The 17,263-nt window shown below is 61.4% G+C and carries 14 protein-coding genes; 4 read left to right on the top strand and 10 right to left on the bottom strand.

The window, feature by feature from the left end; all coding sequences use genetic code 11:
• Positions 1-24 precede the first annotated feature (24 nt).
• From CFE428DRAFT_RS21920 to CFE428DRAFT_RS21890, 7 genes are all read right to left on the bottom strand, one after another.
• Entirely contained in the window at positions 25-684 is a 660-nt protein-coding gene (locus CFE428DRAFT_RS21920) for a hypothetical protein (protein WP_006981844.1), read from the bottom strand.
• A gap of 241 nt (positions 685-925) precedes the next feature.
• Positions 926-1,162: a hypothetical protein gene (locus CFE428DRAFT_RS21915; protein ID WP_042725503.1), complete on the bottom strand. Its 237-nt coding sequence runs from the start codon at positions 1,160-1,162 to the stop codon at positions 926-928.
• Positions 1,163-1,223: 61 nt separating this feature from the next.
• Entirely contained in the window at positions 1,224-2,003 is a 780-nt protein-coding gene (locus CFE428DRAFT_RS21910; RefSeq protein WP_006981842.1) for an SDR family NAD(P)-dependent oxidoreductase, read from the bottom strand.
• Positions 2,004-2,018: 15 nt separating this feature from the next.
• Entirely contained in the window at positions 2,019-2,801 is a 783-nt protein-coding gene (locus tag CFE428DRAFT_RS21905) for a carbon-nitrogen family hydrolase (RefSeq protein WP_006981841.1), read from the bottom strand.
• 290 nt (positions 2,802-3,091) lie between these two features.
• Complete coding sequence (locus CFE428DRAFT_RS21900; RefSeq protein ID WP_006981840.1) at positions 3,092-3,634, bottom strand: NlpC/P60 family protein; 543 nt, start codon at positions 3,632-3,634, stop codon at positions 3,092-3,094.
• A gap of 114 nt (positions 3,635-3,748) precedes the next feature.
• Complete coding sequence (locus tag CFE428DRAFT_RS21895; RefSeq protein WP_157447596.1) at positions 3,749-4,627, bottom strand: lysozyme inhibitor LprI family protein; 879 nt, start codon at positions 4,625-4,627, stop codon at positions 3,749-3,751.
• Between the two features lie 109 nt (positions 4,628-4,736).
• Entirely contained in the window at positions 4,737-6,452 is a 1,716-nt protein-coding gene (locus tag CFE428DRAFT_RS21890) for a hypothetical protein (protein WP_006981838.1), read from the bottom strand.
• Positions 6,453-6,682: 230 nt separating this feature from the next.
• On the opposite strand from CFE428DRAFT_RS21890, the gene CFE428DRAFT_RS21885 reads away from it, so the two are divergent.
• The 3 genes from CFE428DRAFT_RS21885 to CFE428DRAFT_RS21875 all read left to right on the top strand — a co-directional run bounded on the left by CFE428DRAFT_RS21885 (position 6,683) and on the right by CFE428DRAFT_RS21875 (position 9,466).
• Positions 6,683-6,883 carry a hypothetical protein gene (locus CFE428DRAFT_RS21885; protein WP_006981837.1) on the top strand — a complete coding sequence of 67 codons (201 nt, stop codon included), beginning with the start codon at positions 6,683-6,685 and terminating at the stop codon, positions 6,881-6,883.
• Positions 6,884-6,966: 83 nt separating this feature from the next.
• Positions 6,967-7,830 carry a hypothetical protein gene (locus CFE428DRAFT_RS21880; RefSeq protein WP_131989823.1) on the top strand — a complete coding sequence of 288 codons (864 nt, stop codon included), beginning with the start codon at positions 6,967-6,969 and terminating at the stop codon, positions 7,828-7,830.
• Positions 7,831-7,888: 58 nt separating this feature from the next.
• Positions 7,889-9,466 (top strand): sulfatase family protein, encoded by a 1,578-nt coding sequence (locus CFE428DRAFT_RS21875; protein ID WP_006981835.1) that lies wholly within the window; start codon positions 7,889-7,891, stop codon positions 9,464-9,466.
• Positions 9,467-9,602: 136 nt separating this feature from the next.
• On the opposite strand, the gene CFE428DRAFT_RS21870 is transcribed toward CFE428DRAFT_RS21875, so the two are convergent.
• Positions 9,603-10,112 carry a pyridoxamine 5'-phosphate oxidase family protein gene (locus CFE428DRAFT_RS21870; RefSeq protein ID WP_006981834.1) on the bottom strand — a complete coding sequence of 170 codons (510 nt, stop codon included), beginning with the start codon at positions 10,110-10,112 and terminating at the stop codon, positions 9,603-9,605.
• A gap of 324 nt (positions 10,113-10,436) precedes the next feature.
• Between CFE428DRAFT_RS21870 and CFE428DRAFT_RS21865 the strand changes: the two genes are divergently transcribed.
• Positions 10,437-12,065, top strand: a complete 1,629-nt coding sequence (locus CFE428DRAFT_RS21865) for an arylsulfatase (RefSeq protein WP_006981833.1) — start codon at positions 10,437-10,439, stop codon at positions 12,063-12,065.
• A gap of 114 nt (positions 12,066-12,179) precedes the next feature.
• Here the strand turns inward: CFE428DRAFT_RS21865 and CFE428DRAFT_RS21860 are convergent, their stop codons facing one another.
• A complete protein-coding gene (locus CFE428DRAFT_RS21860; protein ID WP_006981832.1) occupies positions 12,180-13,094 on the bottom strand; it encodes a magnesium transporter in 915 nt (304 codons plus the stop codon).
• Between the two features lie 45 nt (positions 13,095-13,139).
• The gene (locus CFE428DRAFT_RS21855) at positions 13,140-17,165 is read right to left on the bottom strand and encodes an AAA family ATPase (RefSeq protein WP_006981831.1); all 4,026 of its coding nucleotides are present in this window, start codon (positions 17,163-17,165) and stop codon (positions 13,140-13,142) included.
• Between the last annotated feature and the right edge of the window lie 98 nt (positions 17,166-17,263).

Raw genomic sequence — 17,263 nt, 5'->3', positions numbered from 1 at the left:
CCTTCAAAGTAAGTGCTGGTGATGTCATACAACAGGAACTCGAAGCGCTGGCCCAAAGAGGCTTTCGTAGCGCTCCTTGAGATGACCAAAGAGGGCCTGGCGCAAAGGTAGAAGCGCATCGAGGCCGCGGTAGAGCCGGTTGTCATAAACCGCTTCGACACCAACGCCCAGCAGGTCGTCGAGAGCGGTCTGCCCATACCATCGCTCGCTCAGCGCCAATTCGGAAGCCTGCGCGCAAAACCGGCCGATACAAAGAATGGCGGCCACCGTCGCCCAATCGATTTCCTCGCGCCCGCGCCGTAGATGCGCGAAGAAAAAATCGTGCAATCCCAAGCGCCGCCAAAGCGCCAAGGCTAAATAGACCTGGCCAAACTGCCGCAACCGTTCCACGCGCACGCGAGAAAGATCCACCTGCGCCCACTGCGGCGGCGGTAGGGACGGTGGCGCGGCCGGCGATCCAAAAAGATCTCCCGGCGGCGTGGGCTCCGCAGGCGCCCCATCCCCATCCAGTAAACGCGCTATCTCCTCCCAGCCGGCCCGTTCCTCTTCGTCGAGTCCGGGCAGTTTGCCTAGCGTCGCCACCACCCGCTGCCGCGGCCCGCGCTCCGTGCGGTGACTCTCCACCAAAGTCCAATACTCGTATTGTTGGCCGTTCTTCTGTCTGCGATTGCGCCGCAAAAACATGCCCCAGCTTGCCCCTTTCCTCTCTGCTCCAGCAAGGCGGCGGTCTCCACTACAACATCCAATCCCTGACAACCAACCGCCTCTCCAGAAGCCAACCCAACATCCCCTCACGGAAAAAGCTTTTTATCCCTAACGACTGTCGAACTTGGGTTAGGGTGGGCACTGCAAAGACGCAGACGGGAAAGAGGATGAAGGCGGAAGGATGAAGAAACCCACCGACCCTCGGCGTTTCCTCCCGGCTCTACAGATGTAGATTCGGATACTGCCAATCCTCCCACTTTCCGTCGCAGTGGAGAGTCGGACAGTGAAATTGCACTTGTTCGTCCTCGTTGAGTGTCACCCGGATGTCATGGCCGGTGAACAGGTGTTCGCATTTCTTGCAGAAACGCATTTCATCGAGCGACCACCAGCGTTTCTGCGGATCGGCAGCTTGAAAGAGTTTCAGCTTTCGGCCAGTGGTTTCTGGGAGGGCGGACACGTCGTAACCCTACGGTAGCGCGCGGCTTATGTCGAGATGGCGCGTGATGTGGCGAAAAAACTTATTGCGCCGTCCAGCCACCATCCACAGGCAGCATGGCGCCGGTGACGTAGCTGGCCGCCTCGCTGGCCAGGAAAATGGCCGCTCCCTGGATTTCGCGCAGCTCGCCCCAGCGCTTCAGCGCGGTCGCGCCGACGATGAATTTGCGGCCTTCCTCGGTATCGGCGATGGGCACGTTCATGTCGGTGAGAAAGGGGCCCGGGCAAAGCGCGTTCACGGAGATGCCATGGCCGGCGACTTCCAAGGCGAGCGCGCGGGTCATTTGCACGATCGCCCCCTTGCTCGCGGTGTAAGGGGTGCGGTTGGCGAGACCGACGAGACCGAGGGCGCTGGCGAGATTGATGATGCGTCCCCAGCCGCGCGATTTCATTTGCGGCACCACGGCACGGCTGCAGAGCCAGGAGCCGGTGACGTTGATCTCCATGACCTGGCGAAATTGCTCGGGCGTGAGTTGGTCGATGGGACCGCGGATATTGATGCCGGCGCTATTGATGAGGATATCAATCACACCGCAGTCGCGCACCACGTCCTCCACTTGCTCGGCGGAAGTCACGTCCGCCACGAGGCCCGTCGCGCGCCGGCCAAAATCCGCGGCGATGCGCGCCGCGGCGGCCTGCGCTTCGTCGAGGTGACGGCTGAGCAAGACGACATCGGCCCCGGCGGAAGCCAGTCCGGCGGCCATGGCCAGACCGAGCCCTTTCGAGCCGCCGGTGATAAGTGCGGTGCGACCGGTGAGGTCGAATTGTTTGATGCCGGGCAGGGGAGCAGAGGAGGGATTCATACGAGAAAATGGATTTCAGGCCGTCGGCCAGTGCGCGTCGCGCAGCGCGGGGAAATCGCGTCGCCAGGAATGCACCACCTCCGGCTCGAGCGTCGCCGGCAGGATGTGCTCGCGCTCGCCGGCATCGGCGATGATCACGCCGTGCGGATCGACGACCACGCTACGACCGGCGTAGAGAAGCTCCGGTTCGCGTCCCACGCGATTCACGCCGACCGCGTAGGCCTGGTTCTCAATCGCGCGAGCCTGCAGCAGAGTGAGCCAGTGCTGCTGGCGTTTCACCGGCCAGAGCGCCATCACGACGAAAAGATTCGCCCCTTTGCGCGCCGCTGCGCGGAAGATTTCCGGGAAGCGTAGGTCGTAGCAAACGAACGGCGCCACGACGAAACCGCCCCACTCGAAAGTCACGATCTCCGAGCCCGCTTCATGTCCTTGCGACTCGCCGCCGCCGCTGAAGGGATGAATCTTGGTGTAGCGCGCGACCAGCTTTCCCTCCGGGGAAAAGACCACGGCATCATTGCGGCCCATTTCCCCGGCGCCCCGGCTCACCACTCCGCCGGTGATGAATACGCCATGCTTCCGCGCCAGCGCGGCGATGAACGCTTCGTCCTCCCGCTCCGCGCCCTGCCGCGTGACCGCGAGGTTCATCGAGAATCCGCAGGAAAACATCTCCGGCAACACGACGAGTGATCCCGGCGCCGGCGCCGCGGCATCGACGAGCGCCTCGACCTTGCGAAAGTTCGCCGCTTTGTCCTCCCACACGATGTCGAGTTGGACGGCGTAGAGATTGGGGGCGGGCATGCCCGCGAGCGTGCGCGATGGGGATTGGCCGCGGCAAGCCTCGATCCAGTGAACTTAAATGCTGCTACTGGGGCGCTTCGCTCCGCTCCAAAATGACAAAGCGTTTGGGAAGAACTCCCGAACGCTTTGTGCGAACCAAACCTAAACCGAAATTGCAGAGCCGGTCTCAGAGACTGTGAAATAAAGCGGCAGCGAGATTATTTGGCCCGCGAATCACACAGATGACGCCAATGAAAAATACGCCCATTTGTGTCATTCGCGTAATTCGCGGGCACTTTTTTCACAGTCTCTCAGAGACCATTCGGATGGCGGGCGGTGAAGCCCCAGGCCGGACGGCCATTGATCCGCCAGCGTGGGCCATCTTCGCCGCCGAAGCCGGTGGTATCCAGGCGCAGGCCGGCGACCACCGCAAAGACGTGTCCGTCTTTCGCATAAATGGTGATCCAGTGTCCTTTGCCGCTGGTGCCGTAGCCGGTGAAATCCTTGGAGACGATGGGCGAATTGATGAGTCCCGCGTGGTGGAGGAGGAACGAAACCGTGCCGGAGCAATCGTAACCATCTACGTAGAAGCTCTCATGACCGCCGCCCCAGACGTAGGGCTTGTTGCGCAGGAAATTCGTCGCCCAGATCGCGCGCTTCACGCATTCCGGCGCATTTTCCGGGGCGTAGGCGATGCCGTTACGGTCCAGCGCCGCTTTGTCGCCCGGGATGGTCGGACCCGACGTGGGCGGCGTGGCCGAGGTGTAGTGGGCCTGGCTCGTCGGGGCCAGGGCGAGCAGCACCATTACGGCACCGGCGAAGAGAGAGGCGGGATAGGTAAAAATGCGGTTCATACCCTGCCTGTTGCAAAAATGGGGCCAAACCGGACAAACTTTTTTCGGAAAAATACGGAGAGCGCATTTTTCAGAGGGATGCGCTCCCGCGTATTCGCTTGCGACCGGGCCGCCTTACCAGAGCAAGTCGCGCAATTGTGCGATGCGGGGGCGCATGAGCTTGATCTTGTCTGCCGGGGATTTTTGCGCCTCGAGTTGCTTCACCCAGTCGCGTTGCTCATTCTTCAACGCGGCGAAACGTTTCGCCGGGAGCACCGCGCGCACGGCTTTGTAAACCGCGTTCAGGCGGTCGTCGAACCACTTGAGCTTTTCTTCATCGGTGCCTTCAGTGGGTTCGTCCTGGTCGAGGAGCGCCTCCGTCAAAGAGTCCCAGTCATCGAGACCGGTCGCGCTGGAATGGACCCATTTGTGCGCGGCAAGATCGAAGGTGCCTTCGAAGCGCGCGTGATTGGTCGGCTGATCTTCGAACGCTTTCGGGTTCGTATAGGCGGTGCCGCGGACGAGGACGGTGCGCCCGGGGCCTTGCCGGAAAAAGGCGTCACCGTAGCCCTCCGTTTGGACCTTGTGCGATTCGCGCGAAATCACCGCATCCATCGATTTTTGGATTTCCCCACCGAGGTCGCTCTGGATGCACTTGGTCCCAGCGATTTCGACGAGGGCGATGCTGCCGAAACCATAGCGGTCCTCATAAGTGACCACGCACCAACTGGAATCCGGCGCCCATTTTACCTTGAGACCATGGTGATTCTGCCCCTCGAAATAAAAAGCCCCGCGGATCACGCACAGACGCTTGTGCGTCTTGAGATCGACGAGCTTGTTGACGATCTTGTCCTCGTCCAAGTCGGCGCCGGTTTCGCGACCGGGGATTAGCACGCCATAGCGATCATTCGGCGACTGCGAATTCTCCGCGATGACATAGCCTTCGGGCCAGCCATCCTCGGCCCCACTCACCACCGTGGGTGCAATGGCGAAGCCCAGCAGAGAACTGATCACGAAGAGGAATACACGCGTTGCACACATGATGACACTTGGCCACATACGCGACGCGTGGGCGAGCGGGAAGTTCCATCGTCCCGGGGATACTGTCTTGCCTGCTTGAAGTTTAGCGAAATAACGAATCCACCCCCATGGCGGTCTTGCGCATGAACTTCGGCATGGCCTTGCGATGGCGCACCTGGAAAAGGCGATAAATCCATGAGAGCACGTGGATGGTGAAGACGCGATCGAGCACGTGGCGATAGCCGCGCTGGCGGCGAACGAGCAAGCGGGACAGCCATGAGACGGTGCGCCGGCCGAGCCGCGATGCTTCCAGCGAAGTGCGGATGCGGTAACGCTGCCGGTGCGAACGCGGCCACCGTTTCTTGTAGGTTTTCTTCGCGGCCTTGATCTGGCGATCGAGCGTGGGATCCGGCGGGAGCAGATAGTAGCGGCGCGCGAGCAGGATCATCTCAAAGGTGTCGCGCATGAAGACGATGTCTTCCTCCGGCAGGGCGAGTTCGCGGGCCAGCGTTTGCATATGCTCGAAATTGGCGAAGGCGGCCTCGCCTTCGCGCAAGGCTTCCTCGGGCTCGTGGACAAAATGGGCGATGACCCGGCGCACAGCGTCGTGAATAAACACGGAATCCCAATAGACGTGGATCAACGGCGGGATGCGCACGCGACGGAAGTATAGCTTCTGCTCGGCGAACTCGACGATGTAGAGCAGTTCGCGGATGACGATCTCCGCGCGGCGCAGGAGTTCCAGCGCTCCCGCGGCGCGTTCCGGGCCGAAGAATTCGCGGACGACTTCCTCCACGGATTGTCCATCGCGCAACACGCGAATGGTCGCGAGGGTATTGAGCTCGATCCACACGCCCGCAGGCTCGAGAAACGCGCGGCGACGCAAGGCGTGCCATCCGCCGGTCTGGCACCACACGGAGAAGCCGACGACGTTGTGCGCCTCGCGCAACTCGCGGGCATAACGCTCCACATCCCAGCCGATGAAGGAAGGATACTCGCCCGCGCCCTCGTACTCGCGACGGGCCTGAAATTCGATGATCTTCGGCAACTCGATGCGGAAGAAATGCCGGTTGAGCGGCAGGTAGCGGAAGAAGTCCGATTCGCCGTATTTCATCGAGAGAATGAAAGCCGGTGAGGTGATGCCGGTGAGCGCCTGGGCCAATCGGCCACGATGCCAGATGAGATCGCCCACGAGGTGCGCGCCGACGGTCCATGTGCGGAAGATGAGCTTGCGCCCGTGTTGCTCGAAAATGGGCAACAGCGAGTGCAGCATGCGATTCACTTGCGCCGCAGTGCGAAGGAAGAGCCGGCTGCGCAGGGGATCGCTGACGTCGAGTCCATCGCTCTCGCCGATGCGCAGGATGATGCCTTCCACCTCCGGGAAGTCGTCGAGAAACGCGGCCACGACTTCGCCGAACCACGTCTCCGCGGCATCGAGTCGCTCGCGCAGTTGGGCGTCCACCGCCGCCGTGGTGGTGAGAAAGTCGCTGGTGACAAACACGCGCAGCCCAGCCTCGCGCAGCACGGCGAAACATTGCCGGAATTCCTCACGCAGAATGGCGTTACGCCCGCGCACCTCCGGTTCCAGCCACGGGTGCAGGCTCAGATGGGCGACATCATCCAACGAGGCGGCATTGAAGCCCAACGCGCGCACCTTGCTGGCAAAGACGCGCAACTCCTCGCGAATCTCCGTCCACTGTGGCGCTCGCTCCGGTCCACTCGTGGCGAGATGCGGAAACGGAATCTTCGACCAATTGATGACGCGCCGCGAATGGCCGCGGAAAAAAGGGCCGATGGCGTCGATGAGGGCGAGATCCATGACGCGCGCACCCTCGCAGGCCGACGTGGAATCTGACAACGGCGCAAATGCAAATTCTGTGTGGGGGGCTCGCGTGGCGAATCGCCGGATTCAAAACTACAGGATTGCCCTGATCTTCGGTTAATCAGCCCCGGTCATCGCTTCAGAGGATCGCATGGAGGCGTGCGGACGGATGTGCAGCCGTCGCCCACAGAGAGGTCGAAACCTTTTACAGAAAAGAAAGGAGTAAAATGAATCGCCAACGATTCCTTCTCTATATCGAACTCCACACGGGGCGTTTCACGTTGAAACGCGATGGGGAAAACTGGGTCCAGGAATTTCCTTCACTGCTCGATGCTCTGCAGCATGCGCGCAATTTGGCGGTCGATACCGACGCGCGGTTGACCGTTTTTGACGAAGGAGGGCGTCCAATCATCGAAACGTTTGTCTGATCCTGCGCTGTCACGAATTCCCGGACAGTATGATTCGCACGCATCGCGCTTGTCAGCGGTGGGTTTTTGGTGATGATTTTCCTGTGCGCTCGACACCATTCCCCCGTGTTTTCGCGATCCTGCTTTTTCTTGCTCCATTCGGATATTCGGAAAGCCTGTTGCTCGACTTCGGGACGACGCCAGGTTTGGTCGCCCCTGCGGATGCGCTCAATAGTCCAGGGCATTTTACCGGGGCTGTTCCCGCCGGAGAGATCACTTGGAACCTCGTCACTTCCACGGACATTACGTCGGGCTTGAAATTTGGCGACGGGAGTGATGCCACTGGAATTTCCCTCAATCTCGGTCAGGAGGACACCATCGGGAATAACATCGTGGATTTTGCCGCGGCCAATGCGATCAACTCGACTTCGCTCACGGGCACCAGCGCGACCACCTTGGGAAGTGATTATGGCACCGCGAGTAGTTCGCCGGTGGCCAAGGACGGTATCTTTCGGAATGGGACCAATGCCACCCAGAATGCGGCCATCGGGTTCCGCATCGATGGCCTGACGGCGGGCACTTACACGCTTTATTTTGTGGGACGAAACACGAACACGAGCGCGGGGGGCTTCCCGGTGATGTTCTACACTTCGACCGGTCTCAGTGCCGATACCTTTGCCTTTACCGGCAGTGCGTCTACGACGGTGGGCAATAGCAGTACGAACGGCAACACCACCTGGACCGCCGGCAACCAATACAATACCGCGACGGTGAATGTCTCTACCGGGGACTCCATCTTCGTCGCCGCGGAAGGTACTTCGGCGAGTGAGCTCCGCGGCTTCATCAATTCCGTGGAAATTGTCCCGGAGCCGTCAGCGGTCTTCATCCTGCTGGCTGGCTTTGGCGTGCTTTTGGTGCTGCGTCCCAAGCTGAATCGAAAGCGGTTGTCAGTGGCAGGGGATAGCTAAGGGCAGGCGCGAAACTGCTTGCCGTAAGGGGAGTCGCGTGGTGGAGAGGAAGAGTCCCATGATTACCAAATGGCTCCTCTCCGCGGCGCTGGCCGCGCTTTCCGTAGTCGCGTTGGCGGCTGAAGAAAATTCCCCCACGCCGCCACGGCGTCCGAACATCCTCTTCATCATGACCGACCAGCAGCGCTGGGATTGTGTCGGTGCGAATGGCAACACGATCATCAAGACGCCGAACATGGATCGGCTCGCCGCGCGCGGGGCGAATTTCTCGAACGTGTATGTCGCCTCGCCGGTGTGTGTGCCGTCGCGCATCAGTTTCTTCACCGGTCGCTATGCGCACTCGCATCGCAATCGCGTCAATTACACGCCGCTCGATGCATCCGAGGTGTTGCTCCAGGCACGGCTGAAGGAAGCCGGCTATCGCACGGCCTCGGTCGGCAAACTGCACTATTTTCCGCCGACCGTGGAGCATGCGAAGAGCACGGGCTTCGATATCGTGGAGCTCCACGATGGCGTGCCTTTCACCGACAAGTGGTCGGATTATGTGAAGTGGCGGCAGGCGAATGACCCGAAGAAAGACATCTACTATCGCGCCACGGCGAAGAACATCGAGCCGGGTAAAAATCCCAATCGCGCGGCGATCGATACGCAATACACTGACACGACCTGGACCGGAGAGCGCGGCCGCTATTGGCTGACGGAACTGGCAAAAGGCCAGCAGCCGTTTTTCCTCTACGTCTCATTTTGGAAGCCACATTCGCCTTACGAGATCGGCCCGCCGTACGACTCGATGTATGACGATGCCAACATTCCCATTCCGGAGACGGTGACCGCCAACGATCTCGCGAGCATGCCTCTGCCGTTGCAAAAGCTTTCCCTGCGCGAAAATCCCAACGTGTGGAAGCAGACCCAGGAGCGGGTGGAATGGATGTACCGCAGCTACTACGGCGCGATCAGTCATGTGGATCACGAGATCGGCCTGCTGCTCGAGGCGCTGGAGGCAAGTGGCCAGGCGCAAAATACGCTCATCGTTTTCAGCTCCGATCACGGCGATCAGTTGATGGAGCATCGGATCTACGGGAAGAATTGCTTCTTCGAGCCGTCAGTGAAGGTGCCGCTCATGGTGAGCCTCCCGGGGCGGATCAAGCCGGCGCATTACGATCAGCTCATGGAAACCGTGGATTTGGTGCCGACGCTGCTCGATTTCATCGGCCTGCCGGAGCCGCGCGAGGTGCAGGGTCGCAGTTTCGCGCCGCTCATCGCGGACCTGGGCCGTCCTTACACGCCGCATGACGCGGTCTTTAGCGAGAATATCATTCCCGAGGTCATCACCAGCGGGAAGATGGACCTGCCGTTCGAGAAGGGGAAGGGCGTCGATGGCGTGCGTCATCCGGATGCGAAAATGGTGCGCACCGATCGCTGGAAATACTGCTATTACCCGGAGGGATATGCCGAGTTGTATGACCTGCAAAAAGATCCCGGCGAACGCACCAATCTCGCCGGCCGCCCGGAAAATCACGCGGTCGAAGAAGAAATGCGCACGCGTTTGCTGAACTGGCTCATCGACAGCGCCGAGGCGGATGAAATCGCTCCACGCTGGCTGCTCTCGGATCCGCCTCCGACGCCGAAGAAATAGAAGCGGTCTGTGGCAGAGCGATGCGCGACCAGTGGCTCTTAATCCTCATCTTTAATCGTTAATCCTTAATCCCAATCGTTTGAGGTAACGATCACGATTAAGGATTAACGATTAACGATTAACGATTAAGGAATCTCTACAGCCGGACTCTGCCGTGCATATCGCCGTCTTCTGCATCCGGTGTCGTGCCGGACATGTAGGCTTTGGCCGCTTCCCACAGATACTTGAAACGTCGCGCGCCGGTGTTGTCCCAGAATTCGCCACGCTCGGGGCGCACCGCGATGAGCTCAATATCCGGATCGTCCTTGCCCCGCGGGAACCATACGCGGAATGCCTCCTGCCAAAGATGCGCGATCTTTTCGCGATCGCCGATGAGCGAGGCGCGACCGGTGATCGTGAGGAAGGCGTTGTTGCCATCCTGGGCGACGAGATGGACGTGCGAGTCGATCTCGATTTCGTGGACCTTGGCCGTGTCGACGCTGGTGACGAACCATAGCCGCCCGTCATCCTCGACTTCGGCGATGGCCATCGGGCGGGAGTGGAAACCATGCATTCCGCTGTGTGTGACCAGCATCACGTTTTGAAATTTCTTTAACAGACTGATGAAATGCCGGGTCTGTTCATCGGTAGAAGTGGGCGCGTTCATATAAGGAGTTCGCCAGCGCTCTGGGGGGCGGATGTGAATTCAGGTAGGCGGAAAGGCGGTGGTGGCTCTTAATCTTAATCTTAATCTTAATCTTAATCTTAATCTTAATCTTAATCTCCTCTGCGCCGACAAAGCCGGGATTAAGATTAAGATTAAGATTAAGACCAAGAAATCCCCTTCCGCATCCCGTCGAATTCGGCGCGCGGCCTCGAAGACACCGTTGCCTATCGAAAATGCACAAAGGCTTTCCCTCCGGCGCCGGGTGCGGTTTGCTGAAGCCAAGCCCAAACCCGTGCGATGCGACGTGCCTGCATCATCCCCCTTATGAATCCGAAGCGTCTTCTCTTCCCGCTGCTCTTCGTCTTGTTGGCGATCGAAACGGCGACCGCTGCGCCGGACCGGCCGAATATCGTCGTCATTCTCGCCGACGACATGGGCTACTCGGATATCGGCTGTTTCGGCAGCGAAATCCCTACACCGCATCTCGATGCGCTCGCCGCGAATGGCCTGCGCTTCACGCAATTCTATAACTCGCCGCGCTGCAGTCCCACGCGCGCGGCCTTGCTCACCGGTCTCTATTCACAGCAGGCCGGCATGGGCTGGCTGGATAACATGGTGAAGCCCGAATCGCGCGGCTTCCACGGCAAGCTGCTGCCGCGCTGCGTGACCATCGCCGAGGTGTTGCGCGACGCGGGTTACTTCACCGCGATGTGCGGCAAATGGCACCTCGGCCAGCAAAATGGCACGCCGCCGTGGGAGCGCGGTTTCATGCGGTCGCTGAACTCGCGTTTCGGCGAAGTCTATTTTCCGAAGGAACAAGACCGGCCGGGCACCCAGAGCCTGTTCCTGAATGGGCGGGAGATTCCCAAGGATTCGCCGGAACTCGGGCATGATTGGTATTCGACGGATCTCTTTGTCGATTGGGGGCTCAAGTTCATCGACGAAGCGCGCGCGGAGAAGAAACCGTTCTTCCTCTATCTGCCGCAGGGCACCGTGCACTTCCCGCTGCGTGCGCCGGAGGATGTCATCGCCAAGTATCGCGGCAAATACATGAAAGGCTGGGACCAGCTTCGCCAGGAACGCTACGAGCGCCAGCTTAAGATGGGTCTCATCGATCCGCGCTGGCCGCTCTCGCCGCGTCCCGATGATTCCCCCGCATGGGATACGCGTGCTCCGGACAAGCAGAAGCGCTTCGACGGAATCATGGCGGTGTATGCGGCGATGATCGATTGCCTCGATCGTAGCACCGGCACGCTGGTCGATGGCCTCAAGCAACGCGGCCTGCTCGATAATACGCTCATCATTTTCCTGAGCGACAACGGCGGCAACGCCGAGGGCGGTCCTGCGGGCAAGACGGAAGGGCCGGGGCCGATCGGCAGCCCGGATTCCTATGTGATGCTGGGCATGAACTGGGCGACCCTGGCGAATACGCCGTTCAAGCGGTACAAACACTTCACGCACGAAGGCGGCATCAGCTCGCCGTTCATCGCGCACTGGCCGGCGGGCATCGCGCCGGAACTCCGCGGCAAGCTGGAGAAACAGCCCGCGCACCTGGTCGACATCATGGCCACCGCCGTCGATCTCGGCGCCGCCAAATACCCGGAGCGTTATCACGATAACGACATCATCCCGATGGAGGGCGTGAGCTTGCGGCCGGCTTTCAGCGGAAAACCGCTCGGGCGCAAGCAGCCGATTTTCTGGGAGCACGAAGGCAACAAGGCGGTGCGCGACGGCCAGTGGAAACTCGTGCAGAAATGGCGCGGCCCATGGGAACTCTACGACATGGACGTGGACCGCACGGAGCTACACGACTTGAGCAAGGAGCATCCCGAGATCGTCTCGCGGTTGCAGGCCGCCTGGGACGGATGGGCGGAACGCGCGTATGTCGACCAATGGCCCGGTCCCGACCACACCAATTGGGGCGCGGATATCAAGGGGAAGCCGGTGGATTAAAGACGGAACATCCAACACTCAACATCCAACATCCAATGGAAGAAGCGTCCGCGCCGAACGCTTGCGCCATTGGATGTTGGGCGTTGGGTGTTGAGTGTTGGATGTTCTTCCTCCCTATATCTGATATTGCGTCCGCAGGTCGCCGACCTGGTGCTGGAGCTCGGGCCAGAAGTCCCAGTCGTCTACGAAGCTATGGCTGGCGTTTGAGCCGCGGGCGTAGGCCGTGGTGAAGTCCGCGGGGTTGAATTGGGCGCCGGTGGAAACGTAGGGCGGGGTGAAGCCGAGCATGGCGATCATCCAGTTGAAATGCTCCGAATTGCCGGCGGTGAATCCGGAGACGCAGTACTCGCCATTGATCGAGATGTCGTAATTGCCGAGCACGTGGATGAGATCGTGCCGCACGGTCATATCCTCGGAAATCCACTGTTTGCTGCCCGGCAGCGGCCAGTCGAACTGCGCGTAAAAATCCCAAAAGGCCCGGCCAAGCGAACCGGCGGGATAACCCTGCAACGATTTGTAGCGCGCCTCTTCCTCGGGATCGCCCTCCGAGTCCTTGAGCAGCTTGGCCATTTCCTGGTGCTGGCCATCGGCATCGAGATTGCGCCAGATATCGGGGCCCATCTTGCGTAGCGCGCAGTATTCCATGTTCTGGCTGTGCTTCTGCCGCGCGCCGATGAAGTCCTCCATGCGGTGCATGTTTTCCCCGAGCGCCTCGATGAATTTTTCCGAGATATAAGTCTTCTGGTCCGCGAAAGGCCGGGTCGCGTAGGGCATCAGCGCGATGACCTGCGCGGCGCGTTCTTTGTGCTCGTCGTCCAGGATGGCCGCGGCGAGGTCATCCGGTTTGACGTGAATGTTTTCGTCGGCATCGGCGACATCCGGATGGTGCAGGATGTTGATCCGCACGCCTTCGATCAGTTGCGCTTCCTCGGGGGACATCGGCGCGGTGCCGTGCAGCGAAGCAATGGCGCGCAGGGCGCCGAGGGTGGCTTTCGATTGTTCGAGGGTCCAGTTGGCAGGTTGAATCATGATGGAGTGAGTGAGGTGAGAAAATGCCCGCGCCCGTGCCGCCGCCTACGCCGCTTCCGTTGCGTGCAGGTCGTATTTCGCCGCCATCTTGCCGAAGAGCTCCCGCGCCCGGGCGAGCTCACTGTCGCGATTGCGATCGCCATCCGGCAACAAGCGCGCGAGTTGCCGATGCGCGAGGGCTTCCTCATACGGCATATCGAGCTGAATGGCCACCGCCAGGCCCTCGCGCGAGAGGCGGATCGCGCGGGAGGCGTTGCCGGAGAGTTCATTTTCCACGGCGGTGAGCAGCAACGCGCGCGCTTCGCCGATCCGGAAGATCTTCGCGAAGCGGCGCGTGCAGGCGCAGGCCTCGCGGGCCTTGGCGGCGAAGTCGGCGCGCGCCGGGTCGCTCTCCGCCGACATGCGCCAGCCCTTGAGATAGATCTCCGTCACCGCGGCATAGGCCTCGAGGTTGTAAACGATCGTCGGCGTCATTTTGCTCATCACCGCGAGCGCTTTTTCCGCGTGGGGCAGCGATTCGGCGAAACGGCCGATGCGCATTTCCAGCGCGGCGAGAAGCCCGTAGGCCATGATTTCATCGGCGCCGTAGACATTCTGCCCGAGGTGCCGCTTGAGATCGTTGCCCAGCGAACGCACCCGTTCGAAATCGCCGAGATTCAGCAGGCTCTCGATCTGGTCGAGCATGCCCCACGCCTGCGCCTGGAGATCGCCGGTGGCGCAGCCGAGATCGAGCACCCGCTGCCCGAGCACCACGCGTTTGGTGAAATCGCCGCGGTAATGGGTCCACGTGGAAAGCAGGCAGGTGCACTCGAGCTCGCGCCGCCGGTCGCCGACGATCTGGAAACCTTCGATCGCTTTTTGGAAATTCTCCGCCGTCTTGTCCCAGCGGCCTTCGCCCATGTAATACATGCCGAGAAATTCCCGCACGCGCGCGGTGGTGCTTTCGTGGCCGAGTCGCGTCGCCACCTTGAGCGCGGCGGCGGCGTAGCGCTCGGCGAAGAAACGCGACGGCGCGAGACTCGAAGCCAGCGCCATCGTGGCCAGTGCGCGGGCATATTCCGGCGAATCGCCGAGACGCTCAGCCTGCTTGAGACAATCGAGCGCGGCGCTGAGGCTCGAAGTCATGCGATTCGAAAAGAGATCGAGCAGGCAGAGCATTTCGTAACTGCCCGCGAGCAGCTTGACGCGCATGACTTCCGTCTCGGGACATTGCCGTTTGCCGGTGAAACGGCCCAGGATGCGCTGGCCGATTTGGTGCAAGAGATCCTTGGTCTGCGGATTATCCGGCGCCGGCTGGCCGAGCAGGCGCGCGACTTCGCGGAAGGCCTTCCAGCTGTCCTCAATGCGCCCGAGGCCGAAGAACGCTTCCGCGCGCAACACCTGCCAAAAGGCATCGCGCACCACGTCTTCCGGCTTGGGCGTTTCCACGTGAGTGAGCTCCAGCGCGCGGGTGAGAAAGTTCAGTCCTTCCTGGTAGGCGCCATTGCGCACCGCGCGCTGTCCGGCCATGCCGAAATAGTGTCCGGCTTTTTTCTCATCGGCCGCCTGCAGCCAATGGTGGCCGAGCAGTGGCGCGACGGCTTCCAGCGCGCCCGCCTGTTTCTTTTCCAAGGCGCCGGCCACGCGCTCGTGCAGGGTCTTGCGCTGGGCGACGAGCAGCCGGTCGTAAATCGCTTCCTCCACGATGGCGTGGGCGAAGGTGTATTCCGGTTCGTCCTGGCGCAGGACCAACCGCTCGTTGCGTAGGACATCGAGATGCGTCTCGATCTGCGGCTGCGCGGCGTCGACCGGAAAGGCGTCGCGCAAGAGTGAGGCGGAAAACGTGCTGCCCACCACGCTGGCGACCTTCGCCGTGAGCTGGACTTCCGGCGCGAGGCTGTCCACCCGGCGCATGATGATCCCCTGCACGTTGTCGGGGAATTTCACCGTGGAAAAATCCAGGCCGGCCACGGGCTTGCACTCGTCGCCATCGATCATCACGAAACCGTGCTCGCGCAAGGCAAAGGCGATTTCGACGCTGAAGAACGGATTGCCCTGCGACTTGGCGGCGATGAGATCGGCGATCGGCCTGGCCAGCGTGCGCACGTGCAGTCGTTGCGCGGCGAGGGCCACGCAATCATCGCTGCGCAATGGCTCGAGGCGCAACCGCTCCGCGCTGGGAAGCTGGAGCAGGGGATCGAGCGCGTGTTCCTTGTCGCCGGTCAGGATGCGCGTCGAAAGCAGCAGGATGAACGGCGCCACCCGTTGCGCGGCGACGCCAGCGACGGCCAGCGACGCCGAATCCATCCAGTGCGCATCCTCGAGAATGATGGCGAGCGGCCGCTCCGCGGCGGCCTCGGCCACCAGGCTGGCGACGAGCTCGCGCACGTTGTCCGCGCGGATTTTGCCGGTGATCTGTTCGGTGATCGCGTTGTCCGGGATGCCGAGGTCCAGAATGTCGTTGAGCAAGGGCGCGAGCCGTTCCCAGGTGCGCCCCCGGCTCGTTTGCGAAAGCTGTTCGCGCCGCTGGTCGACGCTGTCGGTCTCGGCAAGTCCGAGTAGCGCATTCACGATGCTCTGCCAGGCGAAATAGGGTGTCGAAGCGTGCACCGATTCCGCGGCGCCGCGCAACAGGCGGACGCCCTCGCCTGCGGCTTTCTTCGACCACTGCAGCAGCAACGTCGATTTCCCGATGCCCGCCTCGCCTTCGATGACGCCGAGGAAACCCTGGCCGGTCTTCAAGTCCGCGATGGCGCGCACCGCGCGCGCAAATTCCTCGTCGTGCCCGATCATTCGGGCCGCGCCGGCCGTCGGCGTCACCACGCCGCTCGGGATGTAAACCGGGATCGGCTTCGGGATGCCCTTCAAGCGCAACGGCGCTTCCGCGGTGAATTGCAGACGCGCCGCGGTAGCCTGGAAGGTCGCCTCGTCGCAGAGGATATTGCCACGCGATTGGTGGGCGAGTCGCGCGGCGAGATTCACCGTGCGGCCGATCACGGCATATTCGCGCCGCGTTTCGTTGCCGACCACGCCGCAAAAGACGCGCCCGGTGGCGATGCCGTAGCCGGCTTCCGGGTCGATGGCCTGCAAAGCGCTGCGAATCGCCGTGGCCGCTTGCGTGGCGCGGAAAGGATCGTCCTCGTGGCTCGTCGGCGGGAGGCCGAAGGAGATCATGAATTTCAGGCCTTTCTCGTCCACATTCGTGCCGCTGATTGTGCCTTCGAACCGCTCGGACGCCTTCATTACCGCGGCCACGAGTTCCTGCATGTGCTCCAGCGTCGCGTCGTCATCGTAAGCGCGCAGGTGCACGAAAAGGCTTGTCACCGGCCGCGTATCCGCCAGCCAATGCTCGCCGGCATCGTGCAGGAGAAAGCGCACGGGCTTGGGGAGAAAACCCTCCACCAAGGGGCGCGCCATGCCGGTCAGTTCCCGCGATTCCTCGCTCCGCATCCCTCGCGGGGAATTGGCCGATGTCACGCGCACACAGCCTTCGCCCACCTTCTCACCTTGCGCGACAGCGCGAATGATCTCCCATGCCTCCGCTGCCAGGACCACATCGCCCGGCGTGGCCTGACTCTGCGCGAGACCCATCTGCCGGAAAGGGGAGCCGACGGGCATCATCTCCCAGCGGCCATCGATGCCGCCGACATAATAAGCCGTCGCATTCCCGGCGCCGATGCCGATCCGCACGTGCAGCGTCACGCCTTGTGGGGCTTCGGTGGAACCCTGCTGGATTTCGCGCGCGCATTGCACCGCTTTGAGCAGCGGTTCCTCCAGGCTGCCATCCGCCACTCCTTCCCAGGCCACGACCAGCGCATCGCCGGCCATCATGAGCACATCACCGCCGCTGCTGTGGATCGGACCGAGCATCGATTCAAAGCAGGCATTGATGATGGAACTCAGTTCCTCCGTGCCGGCCGCGCCTTTTTGCGAAAGACGTTCGGAAAGGTCGGTGAAGCCGGAGATGTCGGCGAAGAGAATCGCCGCAGGAAAATGGTCGACACGAGGCGTGAGTGTTTCCGCGCCGGAAGCCGCGAGAGTGCGGAGCACGCGGTGCGGCATGTACGTCGCGAGATGTTCCAGATCAACCATGCCGCGGCATCGTAATTCTCTCTGTAGAATTGACGAATTCCTTTTTCAAGAAATGCTGTCTACTGGAGTCGACAAGCGAGAAAGCGGCGTTTGGGAAC

The sequence above is a fragment of the Chthoniobacter flavus Ellin428 genome (genome assembly GCF_000173075.1).
GTDB lineage: Bacteria > Verrucomicrobiota > Verrucomicrobiia > Chthoniobacterales > Chthoniobacteraceae > Chthoniobacter > Chthoniobacter flavus.
The sequence above is the reverse complement of the archived record's forward strand: the minus strand, read 5'-3'. Positions and strand labels throughout refer to the sequence as shown.

Coding starts and splice junctions, on each gene's coding strand:
- CFE428DRAFT_RS21920 (WP_006981844.1), bottom strand. CDS start 684: ATGTTTTTGCGGCGCAATCGCAGACAGAAGAACGGCCAACAATACGAG.
- CFE428DRAFT_RS21910 (WP_006981842.1), bottom strand. CDS start 2,003: ATGAATCCCTCCTCTGCTCCCCTGCCCGGCATCAAACAATTCGACCTC.
- CFE428DRAFT_RS21905 (WP_006981841.1), bottom strand. CDS start 2,801: ATGCCCGCCCCCAATCTCTACGCCGTCCAACTCGACATCGTGTGGGAG.
- CFE428DRAFT_RS21900 (WP_006981840.1), bottom strand. CDS start 3,634: ATGAACCGCATTTTTACCTATCCCGCCTCTCTCTTCGCCGGTGCCGTA.
- CFE428DRAFT_RS21890 (WP_006981838.1), bottom strand. CDS start 6,452: ATGGATCTCGCCCTCATCGACGCCATCGGCCCTTTTTTCCGCGGCCAT.
- CFE428DRAFT_RS21885 (WP_006981837.1), top strand. CDS start 6,683: ATGAATCGCCAACGATTCCTTCTCTATATCGAACTCCACACGGGGCGT.
- CFE428DRAFT_RS21875 (WP_006981835.1), top strand. CDS start 7,889: ATGATTACCAAATGGCTCCTCTCCGCGGCGCTGGCCGCGCTTTCCGTA.
- CFE428DRAFT_RS21870 (WP_006981834.1), bottom strand. CDS start 10,112: ATGAACGCGCCCACTTCTACCGATGAACAGACCCGGCATTTCATCAGT.
- CFE428DRAFT_RS21865 (WP_006981833.1), top strand. CDS start 10,437: ATGAATCCGAAGCGTCTTCTCTTCCCGCTGCTCTTCGTCTTGTTGGCG.
- CFE428DRAFT_RS21860 (WP_006981832.1), bottom strand. CDS start 13,094: ATGATTCAACCTGCCAACTGGACCCTCGAACAATCGAAAGCCACCCTC.
- CFE428DRAFT_RS21855 (WP_006981831.1), bottom strand. CDS start 17,165: ATGGTTGATCTGGAACATCTCGCGACGTACATGCCGCACCGCGTGCTC.